18 protein-coding genes are annotated in these 14,807 nt (G+C 63.1%); 13 read left to right on the forward strand and 5 right to left on the reverse strand.

Annotated features, from left to right (window positions below; translation table 11 throughout):
• Positions 1 to 15 precede the first annotated feature (15 nt).
• From alaS to OE747_RS17355, 3 genes are read left to right on the forward strand one after another with little or no spacing between them, the layout of a single operon-like run.
• A complete protein-coding gene (gene alaS / locus OE747_RS17345; protein ID WP_263829813.1) occupies positions 16 to 2,688 on the forward strand; it encodes an alanine--tRNA ligase in 2,673 nt (890 codons plus the stop codon).
• A 4-nt stretch (positions 2,689 to 2,692) separates the two neighbouring features.
• Complete coding sequence (locus OE747_RS17350; protein WP_263387588.1) at positions 2,693 to 2,980, forward strand: DUF1330 domain-containing protein; 288 nt, start codon at positions 2,693 to 2,695, stop codon at positions 2,978 to 2,980.
• A 10-nt stretch (positions 2,981 to 2,990) separates the two neighbouring features.
• A complete protein-coding gene (locus tag OE747_RS17355; protein ID WP_093029141.1) occupies positions 2,991 to 3,338 on the forward strand; it encodes a DMT family protein in 348 nt (115 codons plus the stop codon).
• Positions 3,339 to 3,374: 36 nt separating this feature from the next.
• Here OE747_RS17355 and typA read toward each other — a convergent pair whose 3' ends face one another.
• Both typA and OE747_RS17365 read right to left on the reverse strand, forming a co-directional pair.
• Entirely contained in the window at positions 3,375 to 5,195 is a 1,821-nt protein-coding gene (gene typA / locus OE747_RS17360; RefSeq protein ID WP_263829814.1) for a translational GTPase TypA, read from the reverse strand.
• 103 nt (positions 5,196 to 5,298) lie between these two features.
• The gene (locus tag OE747_RS17365) at positions 5,299 to 5,634 is read right to left on the reverse strand and encodes a DMT family transporter (protein ID WP_263829815.1); all 336 of its coding nucleotides are present in this window, start codon (positions 5,632 to 5,634) and stop codon (positions 5,299 to 5,301) included.
• Positions 5,635 to 5,845: 211 nt separating this feature from the next.
• Here OE747_RS17365 and OE747_RS17370 point away from each other — a divergent pair, with 211 nt between their 5' ends.
• Together OE747_RS17370 and OE747_RS17375 are read left to right on the forward strand one after the other, a co-directional pair.
• The gene (locus OE747_RS17370; protein WP_263829816.1) at positions 5,846 to 6,640 is read left to right on the forward strand and encodes a class II glutamine amidotransferase; all 795 of its coding nucleotides are present in this window, start codon (positions 5,846 to 5,848) and stop codon (positions 6,638 to 6,640) included.
• Positions 6,641 to 6,719: 79 nt separating this feature from the next.
• Entirely contained in the window at positions 6,720 to 6,857 is a 138-nt protein-coding gene (locus OE747_RS17375) for a hypothetical protein (protein ID WP_263829817.1), read from the forward strand.
• A 4-nt stretch (positions 6,858 to 6,861) separates the two neighbouring features.
• Here OE747_RS17375 and OE747_RS17380 read toward each other — a convergent pair whose 3' ends face one another.
• The 3 genes from OE747_RS17380 to OE747_RS17390 are packed head-to-tail and all read right to left on the reverse strand — an operon-like array spanning position 6,862 to position 8,917.
• Positions 6,862 to 8,022 (reverse strand): HD domain-containing protein, encoded by a 1,161-nt coding sequence (locus OE747_RS17380; protein ID WP_263829818.1) that lies wholly within the window; start codon positions 8,020 to 8,022, stop codon positions 6,862 to 6,864.
• Entirely contained in the window at positions 8,019 to 8,264 is a 246-nt protein-coding gene (locus tag OE747_RS17385) for a hypothetical protein (RefSeq protein WP_263829819.1), read from the reverse strand. Before OE747_RS17385 ends, OE747_RS17380 begins: the two co-directional genes overlap by 4 nt.
• Positions 8,264 to 8,917 carry an alpha/beta hydrolase gene (locus tag OE747_RS17390; RefSeq protein WP_164126586.1) on the reverse strand — a complete coding sequence of 218 codons (654 nt, stop codon included), beginning with the start codon at positions 8,915 to 8,917 and terminating at the stop codon, positions 8,264 to 8,266. Before OE747_RS17390 ends, OE747_RS17385 begins: the two co-directional genes overlap by 1 nt.
• 182 nt (positions 8,918 to 9,099) lie before the next feature.
• On the opposite strand from OE747_RS17390, the gene OE747_RS17395 reads away from it, so the two are divergent.
• The 8 genes from OE747_RS17395 (at position 9,100) to OE747_RS17430 (ending at position 14,791) form a co-directional block, all read left to right on the forward strand.
• The gene (locus OE747_RS17395) at positions 9,100 to 9,558 is read left to right on the forward strand and encodes a Fe-S cluster assembly transcriptional regulator IscR (RefSeq protein WP_263387580.1); all 459 of its coding nucleotides are present in this window, start codon (positions 9,100 to 9,102) and stop codon (positions 9,556 to 9,558) included.
• A gap of 75 nt (positions 9,559 to 9,633) precedes the next feature.
• Positions 9,634 to 10,677 (forward strand): cysteine desulfurase family protein, encoded by a 1,044-nt coding sequence (locus OE747_RS17400; RefSeq protein ID WP_263829820.1) that lies wholly within the window; start codon positions 9,634 to 9,636, stop codon positions 10,675 to 10,677.
• Positions 10,678 to 10,717: 40 nt separating this feature from the next.
• On the forward strand, positions 10,718 to 12,238 hold the full coding sequence (sufB, locus tag OE747_RS17405; protein ID WP_263829821.1) for a Fe-S cluster assembly protein SufB: 1,521 nt from the start codon (positions 10,718 to 10,720) through the stop codon (positions 12,236 to 12,238).
• A complete protein-coding gene (locus OE747_RS17410) occupies positions 12,238 to 12,411 on the forward strand; it encodes a hypothetical protein (RefSeq protein ID WP_263829822.1) in 174 nt (57 codons plus the stop codon). Before sufB ends, OE747_RS17410 begins: the two co-directional genes overlap by 1 nt.
• Positions 12,412 to 12,467: 56 nt before the next feature.
• Entirely contained in the window at positions 12,468 to 12,656 is a 189-nt protein-coding gene (locus OE747_RS17415; RefSeq protein ID WP_263829823.1) for a hypothetical protein, read from the forward strand.
• A 31-nt stretch (positions 12,657 to 12,687) separates the two neighbouring features.
• The gene (locus OE747_RS17420; RefSeq protein ID WP_263829824.1) at positions 12,688 to 13,002 is read left to right on the forward strand and encodes a heavy metal-binding domain-containing protein; all 315 of its coding nucleotides are present in this window, start codon (positions 12,688 to 12,690) and stop codon (positions 13,000 to 13,002) included.
• A 17-nt stretch (positions 13,003 to 13,019) separates the two neighbouring features.
• Positions 13,020 to 13,955, forward strand: a complete 936-nt coding sequence (locus tag OE747_RS17425; protein WP_263829825.1) for an FkbM family methyltransferase — start codon at positions 13,020 to 13,022, stop codon at positions 13,953 to 13,955.
• 2 nt (positions 13,956 to 13,957) lie between these two features.
• Positions 13,958 to 14,791 carry a polysaccharide pyruvyl transferase family protein gene (locus tag OE747_RS17430; protein WP_263829826.1) on the forward strand — a complete coding sequence of 278 codons (834 nt, stop codon included), beginning with the start codon at positions 13,958 to 13,960 and terminating at the stop codon, positions 14,789 to 14,791.
• Positions 14,792 to 14,807: the final 16 nt, after the last annotated feature.

Consider the following 14,807-nt stretch of genomic DNA (forward strand, 5'->3'; position numbering starts at 1 on the left):
GCCGAGAGAGCCAGAATGCCCAGCCTGAACGACATCCGATCCACCTTTTTGAACTATTTCGCCAAACAGGGGCACACGGTTGTCCCGTCCAGCCCGCTGGTACCGCGCAACGACCCGACGCTGATGTTCACCAACTCGGGCATGGTGCAGTTCAAGAACTGCTTCACCGGGGTGGACAAGCGCGACTATGTCCGCGCCACCACGGCACAGAAATGCGTGCGCGCGGGCGGCAAGCACAATGACCTGGACAATGTGGGCTATACCGCGCGGCATCACACGTTTTTCGAGATGCTCGGCAACTTCTCCTTTGGCGACTACTTCAAGTCCGAGGCGATCCCGTTTGCCTGGGAACTGATCACCCGCGATTTCGACATTCCCAAGGACAAGCTTTATACCACCGTCTATCACACCGATGACGAGGCTTTCGAGATCTGGAAGAAGGTAGGCGTGCCCGAGAGCCGGATCATCCGTATCGCCACCTCGGACAATTTCTGGCAGATGGGTCCGACCGGCCCCTGCGGCCCCTGCACCGAGATTTTCTATGATCACGGCGACCATATCTGGGGCGGCCCTCCGGGCAGTCCGGAAGAGGATGGCGACCGGTTCATCGAGATCTGGAACATCGTCTTCATGCAGAACGAGAAGTTCGAGGACGGCTCGATGGTCGATCTCGACATGCAGTCGATCGACACCGGCATGGGGTTGGAGCGGATTGGTGCGCTGCTTCAGGGGAGCCATGACAACTATGACACCGATCTGTTCAAGGCGCTGATCGAGGCTTCGGCCGACGCCACCAGTGTCGATCCCTATGGAGATCAGAACGTGCATCACCGGGTGATCGCGGATCACCTGCGCTCGACCTCGTTCCTGATCGCGGATGGGGTGATGCCCAGCAATGACGGACGCGGCTATGTGCTGCGGCGGATCATGCGGCGGGCGATGCGGCATGCGCATCTGCTCGGCGCCAAGGATCCGGTGATGCACCGACTGGTGCGCACGCTGGTCGGCCAGATGGGCGCGGCCTATCCCGAGTTGGGTCGGGCGCAGGCGCTGATCGAGGAAACGCTGTTGCTGGAGGAAACCCGGTTCAAGCAGACGCTGGACCGTGGCCTGAAACTTCTCGATGACGAGCTGGGCGCGCTGCCCGAGGGCGCGCCGCTTCCGGGCGCGGCGGCGTTCAAGCTTTATGACACTTACGGGTTTCCGCTGGACCTGACGCAAGACGCGCTGCGCGAAAAGGGCCGCAAGGTCGATACCGACGGGTTCGATGCCGCGATGGCCGAGCAGAAGGCCAAGGCGCGCGCCGCCTGGGCGGGTTCGGGTGAGGCGGCGGACAATGCCGTATGGTTCGACGTGCTGGATGTTGCGGGCGCGACCGATTTCCTGGGTTATGACACCGAAAAGGCCGAGGGTCAGGCGCTGGCGCTGGTGGTCGAGGGCGCGCTCAGCGACAGGATTGCCGAGGGCGGCAGCGGCTGGGTGGTGACCAACCAGACGCCGTTTTATGGTGAATCCGGTGGTCAGGTCGGCGATAGCGGCGTGATACGCCGGCTGGAGAACCGCGATCACGTGGCGCTGGTCGAGGACACGCGCAAATTCGCCGATGGCAAGGTCTATGCCCATAAGGTGACGATGGAGCGCGGCGCGCTGGCCAAGGGCGATGCGGTCGAGCTGGAGGTGGATCATGCCCGCCGCAGCGCGATCCGGGCCAACCACTCGGCCACGCACCTGCTGCATGAAGCGCTGCGCGAGACATTGGGCGATCATGTGGCGCAGCGCGGCTCGCTGAACGCGGCTGACCGGCTGCGCTTCGACTTCAGCCATGCCAAAGCCCTGAGTGAGGCGGAACTGGCCCAGGTCGGGACCGAGGTGAACCGGTTCATCCGGCAGAACTCGCGCGTTGAGACCCGGATCATGACCCCGGACGATGCCCGCGCCATCGGCGCGCAGGCGCTCTTTGGCGAGAAATACGGCGACGAGGTGCGGGTGGTGTCGATGGGCCGGGCCGAGACCGGCAAGGGCGCCGATGGCAAGACCTGGTCGATCGAGCTGTGCGGCGGCACCCATGTGGCGCAAACCGGCGATATCGGCATGTTCGTCCTGTTGGGCGACAGCGCGTCAAGCGCCGGGGTGCGCCGGATCGAGGCGCTGACCGGACAGGCGGCCTATGAGCACCTGTCGCAAGAGGTGTCGCGTCTGTCCGAGGTGACCGCGATGCTCAAGGCGCAGCCCTCGGAGGTGGCCGAACGGGTGCGGGCGCTGTTGGACGAGCGCAAGGCCTTGCAGAACGAGGTGGCGCAGCTGCGCCGCGATCTGGCCATGGCCGGTGGGGCCGGGCAGGGCGGTGGTGCCGAGGCGCGCGACGTGGGCGGTGTGCCCTTCCTGGCGCAGGTGCTGTCGGGCGTTTCGGGCAAGGATCTGCCCGCGCTGATTGACGAACACAAGAGCCGCATGGGCTCGGGCGCGGTCCTGCTGATTGCCGATACCGGGGGCAAGGCCGCTGTAGCGGCTGGCGTGACCGAGGATCTGACGGCCCGCGTTTCTGCTGTGGATCTGGTCAAGGCGGCGGTCGTGGCGCTTGGCGGCAAGGGTGGCGGCGGGCGGCCTGACATGGCGCAGGGCGGCGGTCAGGACGCGGGCAACGCGGATGCGGCGATCAAGGCTGCGGAACAGGTTCTGGGAGGATAAGACGATGGGCGCACTCTGGATTGCACATGTGACGGTGACCGATGCCGAGGCTTATGGCAAATATGCCGAGCTGGCCGGTCCCGCCATCGCCAAGCATGGTGGCACCTTCATCGCGCGCGGCGGTCGGTTCGTGCAGCTCGAAGGCAAGGAGCGGCCGCGCAACGTGGTGGCGCGCTTCCCCTCGGTCGAGGCGGCGGTCGATTGCTACAACTCGCCCGAATACCAGGAGGCGCTGAGCCATGCGCGCGGTGCCTCGGAGCGCGAGTTGATGGTGGTCGAGACCAGCGAATGACGGGCCGGGGATGACGCCCGCGCATCTGCTGCCGCTGGTTCTGTTGGCAGCCTCGAATGTCTTCATGACATTCGCATGGTACGGGCATCTGAAATTCCCCGGCAAACCGCTGGCCGTGGTCATCCTGGTCAGCTGGGGCATTGCCCTGATCGAATACTGCCTTGCGGTGCCCGCCAACCGGATTGGGCACCGCGTCTACACGGCGGCGGAACTGAAGACGATGCAGGAGGTCATTACCCTGATCGTCTTTGCCGGGTTTTCCGTGCTTTTCCTGAAAGAGTCGTTGACAGTGAATCACGCCATCGGGTTCGGCTTCATCGCGCTGGGGGCGTGGTTCGTGTTTCGCGGGCCGTTCTGAACGGGAAAGGGCGCCACCGGGGCGCCCTTTGTTGGTTCAGCTTGCCGCCTTGGACTGGCGCTTGCGCTCGTGCGGATCAAGGAAGCGCTTGCGCAGCCGGATCGAGTTCGGGGTGACCTCGACCAGTTCGTCATTGTCGATATAGGCAATCGCCTCTTCGAGACTGAACTGGATATGCGGGGTCAGGCGCACCGCCTCGTCCGTGCCCGAGGCGCGCACGTTGGTCAGTTTCTTGCCCTTGAGTGGGTTCACTTCGAGATCGTTGTCGCGGCTGTGCTCGCCGATGATCATGCCTTCGTAGACATCCGCCTGCGGGCCGATGAACATGCGGCCACGCTCTTCGAGGTTCCAGAGCGCATAGGCCACCGACTGACCATTCTCCATCGAGATCAGCACGCCTGCGCGGCGGCCTGGGATCGGGCCCTTGTGCGGGGCCCAGGCGTGGAACACGCGGTTCAGCACGCCGGTGCCGCGCGTGTCGGTCAGAAACTCGCCATGATAGCCGATGAGGCCGCGCGAGGGCACATGCGCGATGATCCGGGTCTTGCCGGTGCCGGCGGGCTTCATCTCGACCAGCTCGCCCTTGCGCGCGCCGGTGACTTTCTCGATCACCGCGCCGGTGAATTCGTCATCCACGTCGATGGTGACTTCCTCGATCGGCTCCAGCCGTTGGCCGTCTTCTTCGCGGAACAGGACCTGCGGGCGCGAGATGCTGAGTTCAAACCCTTCGCGGCGCATGTTCTCGATCAGAACACCCATCTGAAGCTCGCCCCGGCCCGCGACCTCGAACGCCTCGCCGCCCGGCGTATCGGTGACGCGGATGGCGACGTTCGATTCCGCCTCTTTCATCAGGCGGTCGCGGATGACGCGGCTTTGTACCTTTTTGCCGTCGCGGCCCGCCAGCGGGCTGTCGTTGATGCCGAAGGTAACGGAGATGGTCGGCGGGTCGATCGGCTGGGCGGGCAGCGCCTCGATCACTTGCGGGTTCACCAGGCTGTCGGCCACGGTGGCCTTGCTCATCCCGGCGATGGTGACGATGTCGCCCGCCTCGGCCACGTCAATGGGCTGTTGGCCCAGACCCCGGAAGGCGAGGATCTTGGTGGCGCGGAAGTTCTCGATCAGCTCGCCCTTGCGGCTGAGCGCCTTGAGCGTTTCGCCCGTTTTCAGCGTGCCGCTTTCCACCCGGCCGGTCAGGATGCGGCCGATGAACGGGTCGCTGCCAAGCGTGGTGGCCAACATGCGGAACGGCTCGTCCTTGCGCGCGATCTGGGCCGGGGCGGGCACGTGGCGCACGACCAGGCTGAATAGCGCGTTGAGATCCTTGCGCGGGCCTTCCAGCGTTTCGTCGGCCCAGCCGGAGCGGCCAGAGGCGTAAAGATGCGGAAAGTCGAGCTGCTCGTCCGTGGCGCCAAGGTTGGCGAAGAGGTCGAAACACTCGTCCAGCGCGCGGTCGGGCTCGGCATCGGGCTTGTCGACCTTGTTCAGCACCACGATGGGGCGCAGGCCCAGGGCCAGCGCCTTGGAGGTCACGAACTTGGTTTGTGGCATCGGGCCTTCGGCGGCATCGACCAGCAGAACCACGCCGTCAACCATGCTGAGGATCCGCTCGACCTCGCCGCCGAAATCGGCGTGGCCGGGGGTGTCGACGATGTTGATGCGGGTGCCCTGCCATTCGACCGAGGTCGCCTTGGCCAGGATGGTGATGCCGCGTTCGCGTTCCAGATCGTTGCTGTCCATGGCGCGCTCGGCCACGGCCTGGTTCTCGCGAAAGGCGCCGGACTGTTTCAACAGCTCGTCCACCAGGGTGGTCTTGCCGTGGTCAACGTGAGCGATGATCGCAATATTGCGCAGGTCCATGAGGTCAGCCTTTGTAAGGGAGTTGGCCCGGCGCATAGCCCGACAGGCGGATAAAGGCCAGAGAAAATGCATCGAAACTGCGGAATATCGCCGCGTCGCGGCATCAGTGGGTCGATGTGGCCGAGAAAAGATGGATCACCAGAATGCCGCCGACGATCATCGCGATGCCCAGAAGGGCGGGTAGATCGAGCTTTTGGCCAAAGATCATATAGCCGATGGCGGCGATAAACACGATGCCGAGACCCGACCAGATCGCGTAGACGACCCCAACGGGCATCACCCGCAGGGTCTGTGCCATGAGGTAGAAAGCCAGGCCATATCCGACGACAACCAGAACCGACGGCACGAGGCGGGTGAACTGTTGACTGGCCTGGAGCGCCGTGGTGCCGACCGTTTCCGCCGCGACGGCGAGGATGAGGTAAAGGTAATGGGCAGGCATGATCACTCTCCGCACGGGTGGATTCGCATTGTCTTGTCAGACGCCCTCGCCCTAACCGAGAAAGCGGTCGAGTGACAGACCGACGTATTTGGTACAATTGCGAACAATCGAGTGTGCACGGATTCACTTTGCGGAAAAACCGGATCATTATAAGCAGCACAAAAGAGTTTCCGGGGCGCATCGAGCTGTGCCACCAAGATGGAGAGAAATCATGTGCCGTTGGGCCGCCTATCATGGAACGCCGATCTTCCTGGAAGATGTGATTTCGCGTCCCGGGCATTCGCTGATTGCACAGAGCGCCCATGCGGAACAGTGCAAGACCGCGACCAATGGCGATGGATTCGGGGTGGCATGGTACGACGCGCGGCCGGAGCCGGGGCTCTATCGCGATGTATACCCGGCATGGTCCGACCCGAACCTGCGCGCCGTGGCCCATCATGTGCGCTCGGGCCTGTTTCTGAGCCATGTGCGCGCCTCGACCGGGTCGTGCATCAGCCGCAACAACTGTCACCCGTTTTCAGCGCGTCAGTGGTGTTTCATGCATAACGGTCAGGTCGGCGGATTCGAGCGGTTTCGCAAGCATGCCGACATGCTGATCGCCGACGAATACTATTCCTATCGCAAGGGCAGCACAGATTCCGAAGTGCTGTTTCTGGTAGCGATGAGCGAAGGCATGGAGATCGACCCGCTTGGCGCGCTGGCTCGGTCGGTGGCGCGGCTCGAAAGCCTGAGTCGGGCGATGGGCACGACGCCGCACATGCGTCTTTCGGCGGCGTTCAGCGATGGTCAGACCCTCTATGCGGTGCGTTATTCCTCGGACCATATCGCGCCCTCGGTTTATTACCGCTACTCCAAGGCCCGGCAGGGCTGGGCCGTGGTGTCGGAACCGCTGGATCAGGAAGAGGGCGACTGGACGGAGCTGATGCCGGGCCGGATCCTGACGATCAACGCTGACGGCGCGGTCGAGCGCGAGTTCGGTCCGGCGGATCTGGCCAACGCGGCCTGAGGTCAAGAATACCTGACTTGGTGAAGCAGCGTGGACTCGCTAGGGTGAGGCCATTATTTGTTTTTTTCGGATATTTGTCATGATCACGCCTTTTGTCAAAGCGGTCTTGATTGCCTCGCTTCTGGTGGTTGCCGTTGGCCTGGGCTTTGCGCCACAGGACCCGGCACCAAATCCCGCTGCTCAGCTTGAAGAGACGGTCACCTCGACAGGGGTCTGAGCCGTCAGAGCGGCAATCCCAGCCGGTTGAAGCAGTCCAGAAGCTGTGGCTGGAGCCAGGTCCAGAGATCGGGCGCGCCACGGCTGACCGGCTGGCCGACGCGGGTTTCAAGCTGCGGCAGGCTGACCCGGTAGCTGACCCAGGATCCGCCGCCATTTTCCAGATTTGCGATCGGCGTCTGCACCCGGTCGACGGCCTTGCCAAAGACCGCCTCGGGGCTTTCGGCGGCTTCAAATTCCTGCCAGAGCGACCGCAACGCGGCGCCCTGATCCGGCGGCAACAGTCCGAACAGGCGGTTGGCGGCGGCCTGTTCCAGCGCCTCTTGCGCGGCGTGGTCCACATTGCCATGGATCGGATTGTCGCCGGCGTCGATCTCGACCAGATCATGCAGCAGGAGCATCCTTAATACGCGGTCGATATCGACCGGGTGCACCGCGTATTCATCCAGCACCCAGGCGTAGAGCATGATGTGCCAGCTATGTTCCGCCGAATTCTCGTACCGGCTGTCATCCAGCAGGCGCGAGGCACGGGTAACGGTTTTCAGCCTGTCGGCCTCGACTAGGAACGGCAGGCGCTCGGTGAATCGGTCCCGGGTGGCGGGAGTGCTGTCCAGCAGCGCCATCGCATGGGCATATGCCTCGGGCAGGGCCGAGGCGAGATAGGCCGCGCGCCCGGTGCCGAGGTTGTCGCGGACCACATCCACATGGTCAGGGCGCGGGGTATCGGCGCAAAGCACCTGGAACAACGGCTGGCAGCGGTCCAGCATTTTTGCATAGCGGGCGTCCGGCGTGGTGTCGGCTTCGAACTCGGTCCAGAGGTCGTGAAACGATTCGGCCTGATCGGGGGGCAAGAGACCGAAGAGACGGCGCGCGGCGGCCCGCTCGGCCCGCTCGACGGCCTGCCAGTCGGTCTCCTCGTGGATCGGGTGATCGCCGGTCTCGATCTCGACGAGGTCGTGCAGCAGCAGCATCCGGATCGCGCGGTCGACCGAGACATCCGGCCCGGCAAAAGGTTCAAGCGCCAGCGCCCAGAGCGCGAGGTGCCAACTGTGTTCGGCGGAGTTCTCGGGGCGCGACAGATCCATCAGGACATTGGCCCGCTCGACGGTCTTCAACCTGTCCGCGACCTTGAGAAACTCGATCTGGGCGGACAGGCGCGCCGTCATTGACCGTCCTTGGGCGCCTGGGCCGCCTTCAGCTCGTTCATCCGGCGGATCAGGAAGCGGCGTGCCTGCCGTTCGGCAAGGCGTACCCGGACCTCGGTCAGATAGGCCTCTTCCAGCGATTGTGAGGCGGCGGCCAGCACCTTGCCGACCTCGACATAAAGCCGCTCTTCGCCAGTCTGGTCCATCACTTTCATCGTGTCCTCGGCCAGCTTTGCGGCGAGGGATTCGATGGTACCCGCCATCAGCGCGAGGTCTCGGTCAGCCGGCGTTTCACATAATCGGCAACGTTGGTGATCATCGTGTCCATATGCTGGTTCTGGAAGAAATGATCGGCGCCCTCGACCTCGGTATGGGTGATGGTGATGCCCTTCTGCTCATGCAGCTTGTTGACCAGCGAACGGGTATCTGCGGGCGGCGCGACCCGGTCCGAAGTGCCGTTGATGATCAGGCCCGAGGAGGGGCAGGGCGCCAGGAACGAGAAGTCGTACATATTGGCAGGTGGCGCCACGCTGACGAAACCGGTGATTTCGGGGCGGCGCATCAAGAGTTGCATGCCGATCCAGGCACCAAAGGAGAAGCCCGCGACCCAGCAATGTTTCGAGTTGTTGTTCATCGACTGGAGGTAGTCGAGTGCCGAGGCCGCATCGGAAAGTTCGCCAATGCCCTGGTCATATTCGCCCTGGCTGCGCCCGACGCCGCGAAAATTGAACCGCAGCACGGTAAAGCCCAGATTGTAGAAGGCGTAATGCAGGTTATACACCACCTTGTTGTTCATGGTGCCGCCGAATTGCGGATGCGGATGCAGCACAATGGCAATAGGTGCGTCTTTTTCCTTTTGCGGGTGGTAGCGGCCTTCCAGGCGGCCTTCGGGTCCGGGAAAAATCACCTCGGGCATGTGTGCTTTTGTCCTGTGTCATTTCCTGCGATGCCGGGGCAATCTTGACGGAATCCCTAAGGCATCTTAGAACGGTTCTAATCAAACTGCCGGGCTGCGGCAGCGCTGTCAGTGGGAGATACGCACTGAGGGCGATAAGGTCAATGATTTCGCGCGCCTGAGCGCCGAGCGGAGGGTCTGAGGTGAAACTGTCGACAAAAGGGCGTTATGCGATGGTGGCGCTGACGGATATCGCGCTGCAATCGCCCGATACGCTGGTGACCCTTGGCGAGATCTCGGCGCGGCAGGATATCTCGCTGCCTTACCTCGAACAGCTTTTCGTCAAGCTGCGTCGCGCCAATCTGGTGGAAAGCGTACGTGGCCCCGGCGGCGGTTACCGGCTCGCCCGGCCAGCATCGGAGATCCGGGTCGTCGATGTGCTGGCCGCCGTCGATGAATCGGTGAACGCGATGCACAAGGGGGCCGGGGCCTCGGGCGCGATGTCGGGCAGCCGCGCGCAATCCCTGACCAACCGTCTTTGGGAAGGGCTGAGCGCCCATGTCTATGTCTTTCTGCACCAGACCCGCCTGTCGGATGTGGTGCGCAATGATCTGGCACCGTGCCCCGCGGTGCCGACCCTGTTTTCGGTTGTCGATGACTAGGCCCGGAGCCGGGTCCGATTGCCAATCTCCTCCGGCCCGTCTATCTGGCCGTACCCGCCATGAAATGATGACTCTGTGATGCGTGTTTACCTCGATCATAATGCCACTACACCGCTGCGCGCCGAGGCGCGGGCGGCGATGATCGCGGCGATGGATGTCTGCGGTAACCCGTCCTCGGTCCATGCCGAAGGGCGCGCGGCCAAGGCGGTGGTGGAAAAGGCGCGCGCGCAGGTGGCCGCCGCCTTTGGCGCCGAGGGGGCGGATATCGTCTTTACCTCAAGCGCGACAGAGGCCGCGGCACTGGCGCTCAAGGATCGGGGCTTGCACGGCTGCGCGCTTGAACATGATGCGGTAAGGGCCTGGATAAAAGAGGATTTGCCCGTTTCCGCCGATGGGTTGGTGAGGGTGGCAGATCCCGCACGATCAACCCTGCAACTGGCCAATTCCGAGACGGGTATCCTTCAGGACCTGCCGCAGGGTCTTGCCGTGACTGATGCGACGCAGGGATTTGGCAAGCTGCCGGTCGCCTTCAACTGGCTGGGGGCCGAAATGGCGCTGATCTCGGCGCATAAACTGGGTGGCCCCAAGGGGATCGGTGCGCTGGTGATGAAACGCGGCACCGATCTGGCGGCGCAGATCAAGGGTGGCGGGCAGGAAATGGGCCGCCGCTCGGGCACCGAGAACGTGATCGGCATCGCCGGTTTCGGCGCCGCTGCCGAGGCCGCCGCGCGCGATCTGGCCGAGGGCGTGTGGAGCCGCGTCGAGAAACTTAGAAATATTCTAGAAAATGCTCTTGAGGCCGGAGCTAAATCTACTATTTTTGTCGGGAAAGGTCGACCCCGCCTGCCGAACACCCTGTGCCTGGCCACGCCCGGCTGGAAGGGCGAGACCCAGGTGATGCAGATGGACCTGGCCGGATTCGCCATCAGCGCTGGCAGCGCCTGTTCCAGCGGCAAGGTCCGCGCCAGCGCGGTGCTGCAAGCGATGGGATATGACGAGGCCACGGCGATGAGCGCGATCCGCGTATCGCTGGGGCCCGAGACGACCGAAGCGGATGTGCTGCGCTTTGCCGAGGCGTGGCTGGACAAAGAAAAGAAACATCGCGCGCGTGCCGCGTGACACAGGACTAACAGCGCGCTTTGCGCGAAGGAGGGCTCTCATGGCCGCATTGGACCAGACCCAGGTAAAAGAAGGCGTCGATCAGGAGACGGTGGATGCCGTCCGCGAGGCGGGCACCTACAAATACGGCTGGGAAACTGAGATCGAGATGGAATACGCCCCCAAGGGTGTGAACCCCGATATCGTGCGGCTGATCTCGGGCAAGAACGAAGAGCCCGAATGGATGACCGAATGGCGGCTGGCCGCGTTCGAGCGCTGGACCGGCATGAGCGAGCCGAAATGGGCGATGGTCAACTATCCTGAAATCGACTTTCAGGATCAGTATTATTATGCCCGCCCCAAAAGCATGACCGAAAAGCCCAAATCGCTGGACGATGTCGACCCCAAGCTGCTGGCCACCTATGAAAAGCTGGGTATCCCACTCAAGGAACAGATGATCCTGGCTGGTGTCGAAGGCGCCGATGCGGCGCCTGTCGAGGGCCGCAAGGTTGCGGTTGATGCGGTGTTCGATTCGGTGTCCGTGGGCACCACCTTTCAGGCCGAGTTGAAAAAGGCGGGCGTGATCTTCTGCTCGATCTCCGAGGCGATCCGCGAACATCCCGAACTGGTGAAGAAATACCTGGGCTCGGTGGTACCGGTCAGCGACAATTTCTATGCCACGCTGAACTCTGCCGTGTTCTCGGACGGCTCGTTTGTCTATGTGCCGCCTGGCGTGCGCTGCCCGATGGAGTTGAGCACCTATTTCCGCATCAATGCCGAGAATACCGGTCAGTTCGAGCGGACGCTGATCATCGCCGACAAGGGATCGTATGTCAGCTATCTTGAGGGCTGCACCGCGCCGAAACGCGATACCGCCCAACTGCATGCCGCAGTGGTCGAGATCATCGTCGAGGAAGACGCCGAGGTGAAATACTCGACCGTCCAGAACTGGTATCCGGGCGACGAGAAGGGCCGCGGCGGCATCTACAACTTCGTGACCAAACGCGCCGATTGCCGGGGCGACCGGTCCAAGGTGATGTGGACGCAGGTCGAAACCGGCTCGGCCGTGACCTGGAAATACCCCTCCTGCATCCTGCGCGGCGATGACAGCCAGGGCGAGTTCTATTCCATTGCCATCGCCAACAACATGCAGCAGGCCGATACCGGCACCAAGATGATCCATCTGGGCAAGAACACCAAATCGCGCATCGTCTCCAAGGGGATCAGCGCGGGCAAGGCCCAGAACACCTATCGCGGTCTGGTCTCGATGCATCCCAAGGCAAAGAACAGTCGCAACTATACCCAATGCGACAGCCTGCTGATCGGAGATAAATGCGGGGCGCATACGGTGCCTTATATCGAGGTCAAGAATAACTCGTCGCGCTGCGAGCACGAGGCGACCACATCCAAGGTGGACGAGGATCAGTTGTTCTATTGCCGCTCGCGCGGGATTGACGAAGAAGCGGCGGTCGCGCTGGTCGTCAACGGGTTCTGCAAGGACGTGTTGCAGGCGCTGCCGATGGAGTTTGCCATGGAAGCGCAGCAACTGGTGGCGATCAGCCTCGAAGGGTCGGTGGGCTGATGCAGCGGGTCGCGCTGGATATCGTGCTGGCGACTGTCGTCTACACGGCGGTGTCCCTCGCATGGAGCGGTGCGGCATCGCCAGTTGGCACGCTGTTCAGCGCGCTGGTTTTTGCCATGGCCTATGGCGCGATCCGGGTCGCGATGATTGTATTCCGGGGGCAGGGTGAATGAGCAGGGTGCTTCTCTTGCCGCATGTCGCGCTTGCCAACAGGATGTGAGGCCGGGACATGCCCAAGGGGGACGATATTCTGACTTTTCTGGCCTATGCCTTGCCGGTGGCGGGCGGTTTGGCCGGAATGATCGTGGTCAATCTGAACCGTGACGATTTCATCAACCCGGTGACAGCCGTGGCGCTTGGCGCGGTCATAGGGTGGGGCCTGGCGCGGCTCTTGCGGGCGCTGGCAGGGCGGAGATGACGATGCCCCGGGCAACGAAGGACAAAAACACATGATCATCACAACCACACCCAGCATCGAAGGGCGCCGTATCGTCGAGTACAAGGGCATCGTGGTCGGCGAGGCGATCATGGGCGCCAATGTGGTGCGGGATTTCTTTGCTTCGGTCACCGATATCGTGGGTGGACGCTCGGGCGCATATGAAAGCAAGTTGCAGGATGCGCGCGAGACTGCCCTGGCCGAGCTCGAGCAACGCGCGGTTGCGCTGGGGGCGGATGCCGTTGTCGGCGTCGACCTCGATTACGAGGTCGTGGCAGATTCGATGCTGATGGTGTCGGCCTCGGGTACCGCCGTCGTGTTGGGTTGAACATGGAAGACGACGCGATGACACCGGACGGAACCGAGGCAGATCAGCTTGACGATCAGCCGCGCGCGGCTCGATTGCTGGCGCAGCGTTATGCGTTTCTGCGCGATGCACTGTCGCCGGAACGGCCGATGCGGATCACCGATGTGGGCGCCAACCCGATCAACGTACCGGACTATGACCGCCTGTTGCAGATGGGCGGGTGCGAGGTCTGGGGGTTTGAGCCGGATCAGGCCTCGTTTGACGCGCTGATGGCGGATCCACGCCCCGGAACCCATTACCTGCAACAAGCGGTGGGGCCGACCGGCCCCGGGCGGTTCCATCCGCATCGGTTGAGCGGGCTGGGCTCCTTGTTTCCGGTCCGGCGGGAATCCGTGACCTTTCTGGGCAAACCCCAGTGGACCGAGTCCAAACGTGACCCGATCGACATGGAGCTGATCGCGCTGGACGATCTGGACGATGACGCACTGCCGCGCCCGGACATGTTGAAAATCGACATTCAGGGGGGCGAGCTGGATGTGATCCGCACCGGGCGAAGTAAATTGTCCGACGCGGTGTGCATCGTGCCAGAAGTGCGGTTCTACCGGATTTACGAGAACGAGCCGCTGTTTGGACCGCTGGATGTGGAACTGCACGATCAGGGGTTCCGCTTTCACACGTTCCAGTTCACCAAATCGCGGCAGATCATCAACTCGCAAAACGCGCGGCTGCCCTACAAGACCATTCGCAGTCAGATGATGGATGGCGATGCGATCTATATCCGCGATCCCGAGACGATCGCCAACTGGAGCGCAGAGCAGGTGCGGCAGCTTGCGGTTGCCTCGTCTTGCGTGTTTGGCAGCTTTGACCTGACCGTGTTTTGCCTGGACGAACTGGTCCGGCGGGGCCTGGCGGATGTGGATGTACCTGCGCGGTTTGTCGATACGCTGCCCGCCTGGATGCTGAAGGACCGCTGAGAATGGGAGCCGTGCGAACCGAACCATTGCGGCTCTACTGGTGGAAGGGCGTGCCGAACTTCGGCGATGCCCTGTCGGCGCTGGTGGTGGGTCATGTCTCGGGTCGCGATGTGCGGCACGCGGGGCCGAAAGCCTGCGAGATGCTGGCCATCGGCTCGCTGATCCAGGTGATGCGCCGGAATTATGGCGATCCGGCGCCCGACGGGCGCCGCCCGGTGATCTGGGGGGCGGGGCTGTTGCATCCGGTCGGATCGACCGGGTTTCTCGACAATGTCGAAGTCGCGCTGCTGCGCGGGCCACTGACGGCCGAGTTGTTGGGCTTGCGGACGCGGACCTTTGGTGATCCCGGCCTGCTGGTGGCGGATCTGCTGGGCGCTCTGCCCGACCGATCCGACCGGATCGCGCTGGTACCGCATCATTCGATGCTGGAAGATCCGGCATTGGTGGCGCTGGTTGCGTGCGAACCGGCGCTGGAGCTGATCGACGTCGGCGGTGATGCGCTGGAGGTTTGCCGCCGGATTGTCGCCTGCCGACATGTGATCTCGGCCAGTCTGCACGGGCTGATCGTGGCGGATGCCTGCGGTGTGCCCTCGACCTGGCTGAGACCGGGCGATCAGGGACATCTGAAATTCTACGATTACGCGGCTTCGGTTGGGCGCCCGACAGGTGTGCCGATCGAGCTGGATGAAATTCCCGCATTGCTGCGCGGGTTGAAGGATGCGGATGCGCCGGGCTGGTCCGAGGGGATCGACAGGGCGAGGTCCGATTTGCTGAACCACTTCCCGGCGTCTTTGCGCGCCATGACAGATACCGTCCGCACCGGCGTGCGGGCCTGAGATGAGGCGAGGATAA

Origin of the sequence: Ruegeria aquimaris, from assembly GCF_025751555.1 — a bacterium.
In the GTDB taxonomy this organism is placed as follows: domain Bacteria; phylum Pseudomonadota; class Alphaproteobacteria; order Rhodobacterales; family Rhodobacteraceae; genus Ruegeria_B; species Ruegeria_B aquimaris.

Bases quoted from the DNA above. Each gene is read 5' to 3' on its own strand.
- alaS (WP_263829813.1), top strand. From the start codon at position 16: ATGCCCAGCCTGAACGACATCCGATCCACCTTTTTGAACTATTTCGCC.
- OE747_RS17350 (WP_263387588.1), top strand. From the start codon at position 2,693: ATGGGCGCACTCTGGATTGCACATGTGACGGTGACCGATGCCGAGGCT.
- OE747_RS17355 (WP_093029141.1), top strand. From the start codon at position 2,991: ATGACGCCCGCGCATCTGCTGCCGCTGGTTCTGTTGGCAGCCTCGAAT.
- typA (WP_263829814.1), bottom strand. From the start codon at position 5,195: ATGGACCTGCGCAATATTGCGATCATCGCTCACGTTGACCACGGCAAG.
- OE747_RS17365 (WP_263829815.1), bottom strand. From the start codon at position 5,634: ATGCCTGCCCATTACCTTTACCTCATCCTCGCCGTCGCGGCGGAAACG.
- OE747_RS17370 (WP_263829816.1), top strand. From the start codon at position 5,846: ATGTGCCGTTGGGCCGCCTATCATGGAACGCCGATCTTCCTGGAAGAT.
- OE747_RS17375 (WP_263829817.1), top strand. From the start codon at position 6,720: ATGATCACGCCTTTTGTCAAAGCGGTCTTGATTGCCTCGCTTCTGGTG.
- OE747_RS17380 (WP_263829818.1), bottom strand. From the start codon at position 8,022: ATGACGGCGCGCCTGTCCGCCCAGATCGAGTTTCTCAAGGTCGCGGAC.
- OE747_RS17385 (WP_263829819.1), bottom strand. From the start codon at position 8,264: ATGGCGGGTACCATCGAATCCCTCGCCGCAAAGCTGGCCGAGGACACG.
- OE747_RS17390 (WP_164126586.1), bottom strand. From the start codon at position 8,917: ATGCCCGAGGTGATTTTTCCCGGACCCGAAGGCCGCCTGGAAGGCCGC.
- sufB (WP_263829821.1), top strand. From the start codon at position 10,718: ATGGCCGCATTGGACCAGACCCAGGTAAAAGAAGGCGTCGATCAGGAG.
- OE747_RS17410 (WP_263829822.1), top strand. From the start codon at position 12,238: ATGCAGCGGGTCGCGCTGGATATCGTGCTGGCGACTGTCGTCTACACG.
- OE747_RS17415 (WP_263829823.1), top strand. From the start codon at position 12,468: ATGCCCAAGGGGGACGATATTCTGACTTTTCTGGCCTATGCCTTGCCG.
- OE747_RS17420 (WP_263829824.1), top strand. From the start codon at position 12,688: ATGATCATCACAACCACACCCAGCATCGAAGGGCGCCGTATCGTCGAG.
- OE747_RS17425 (WP_263829825.1), top strand. From the start codon at position 13,020: ATGACACCGGACGGAACCGAGGCAGATCAGCTTGACGATCAGCCGCGC.
- OE747_RS17430 (WP_263829826.1), top strand. From the start codon at position 13,958: ATGGGAGCCGTGCGAACCGAACCATTGCGGCTCTACTGGTGGAAGGGC.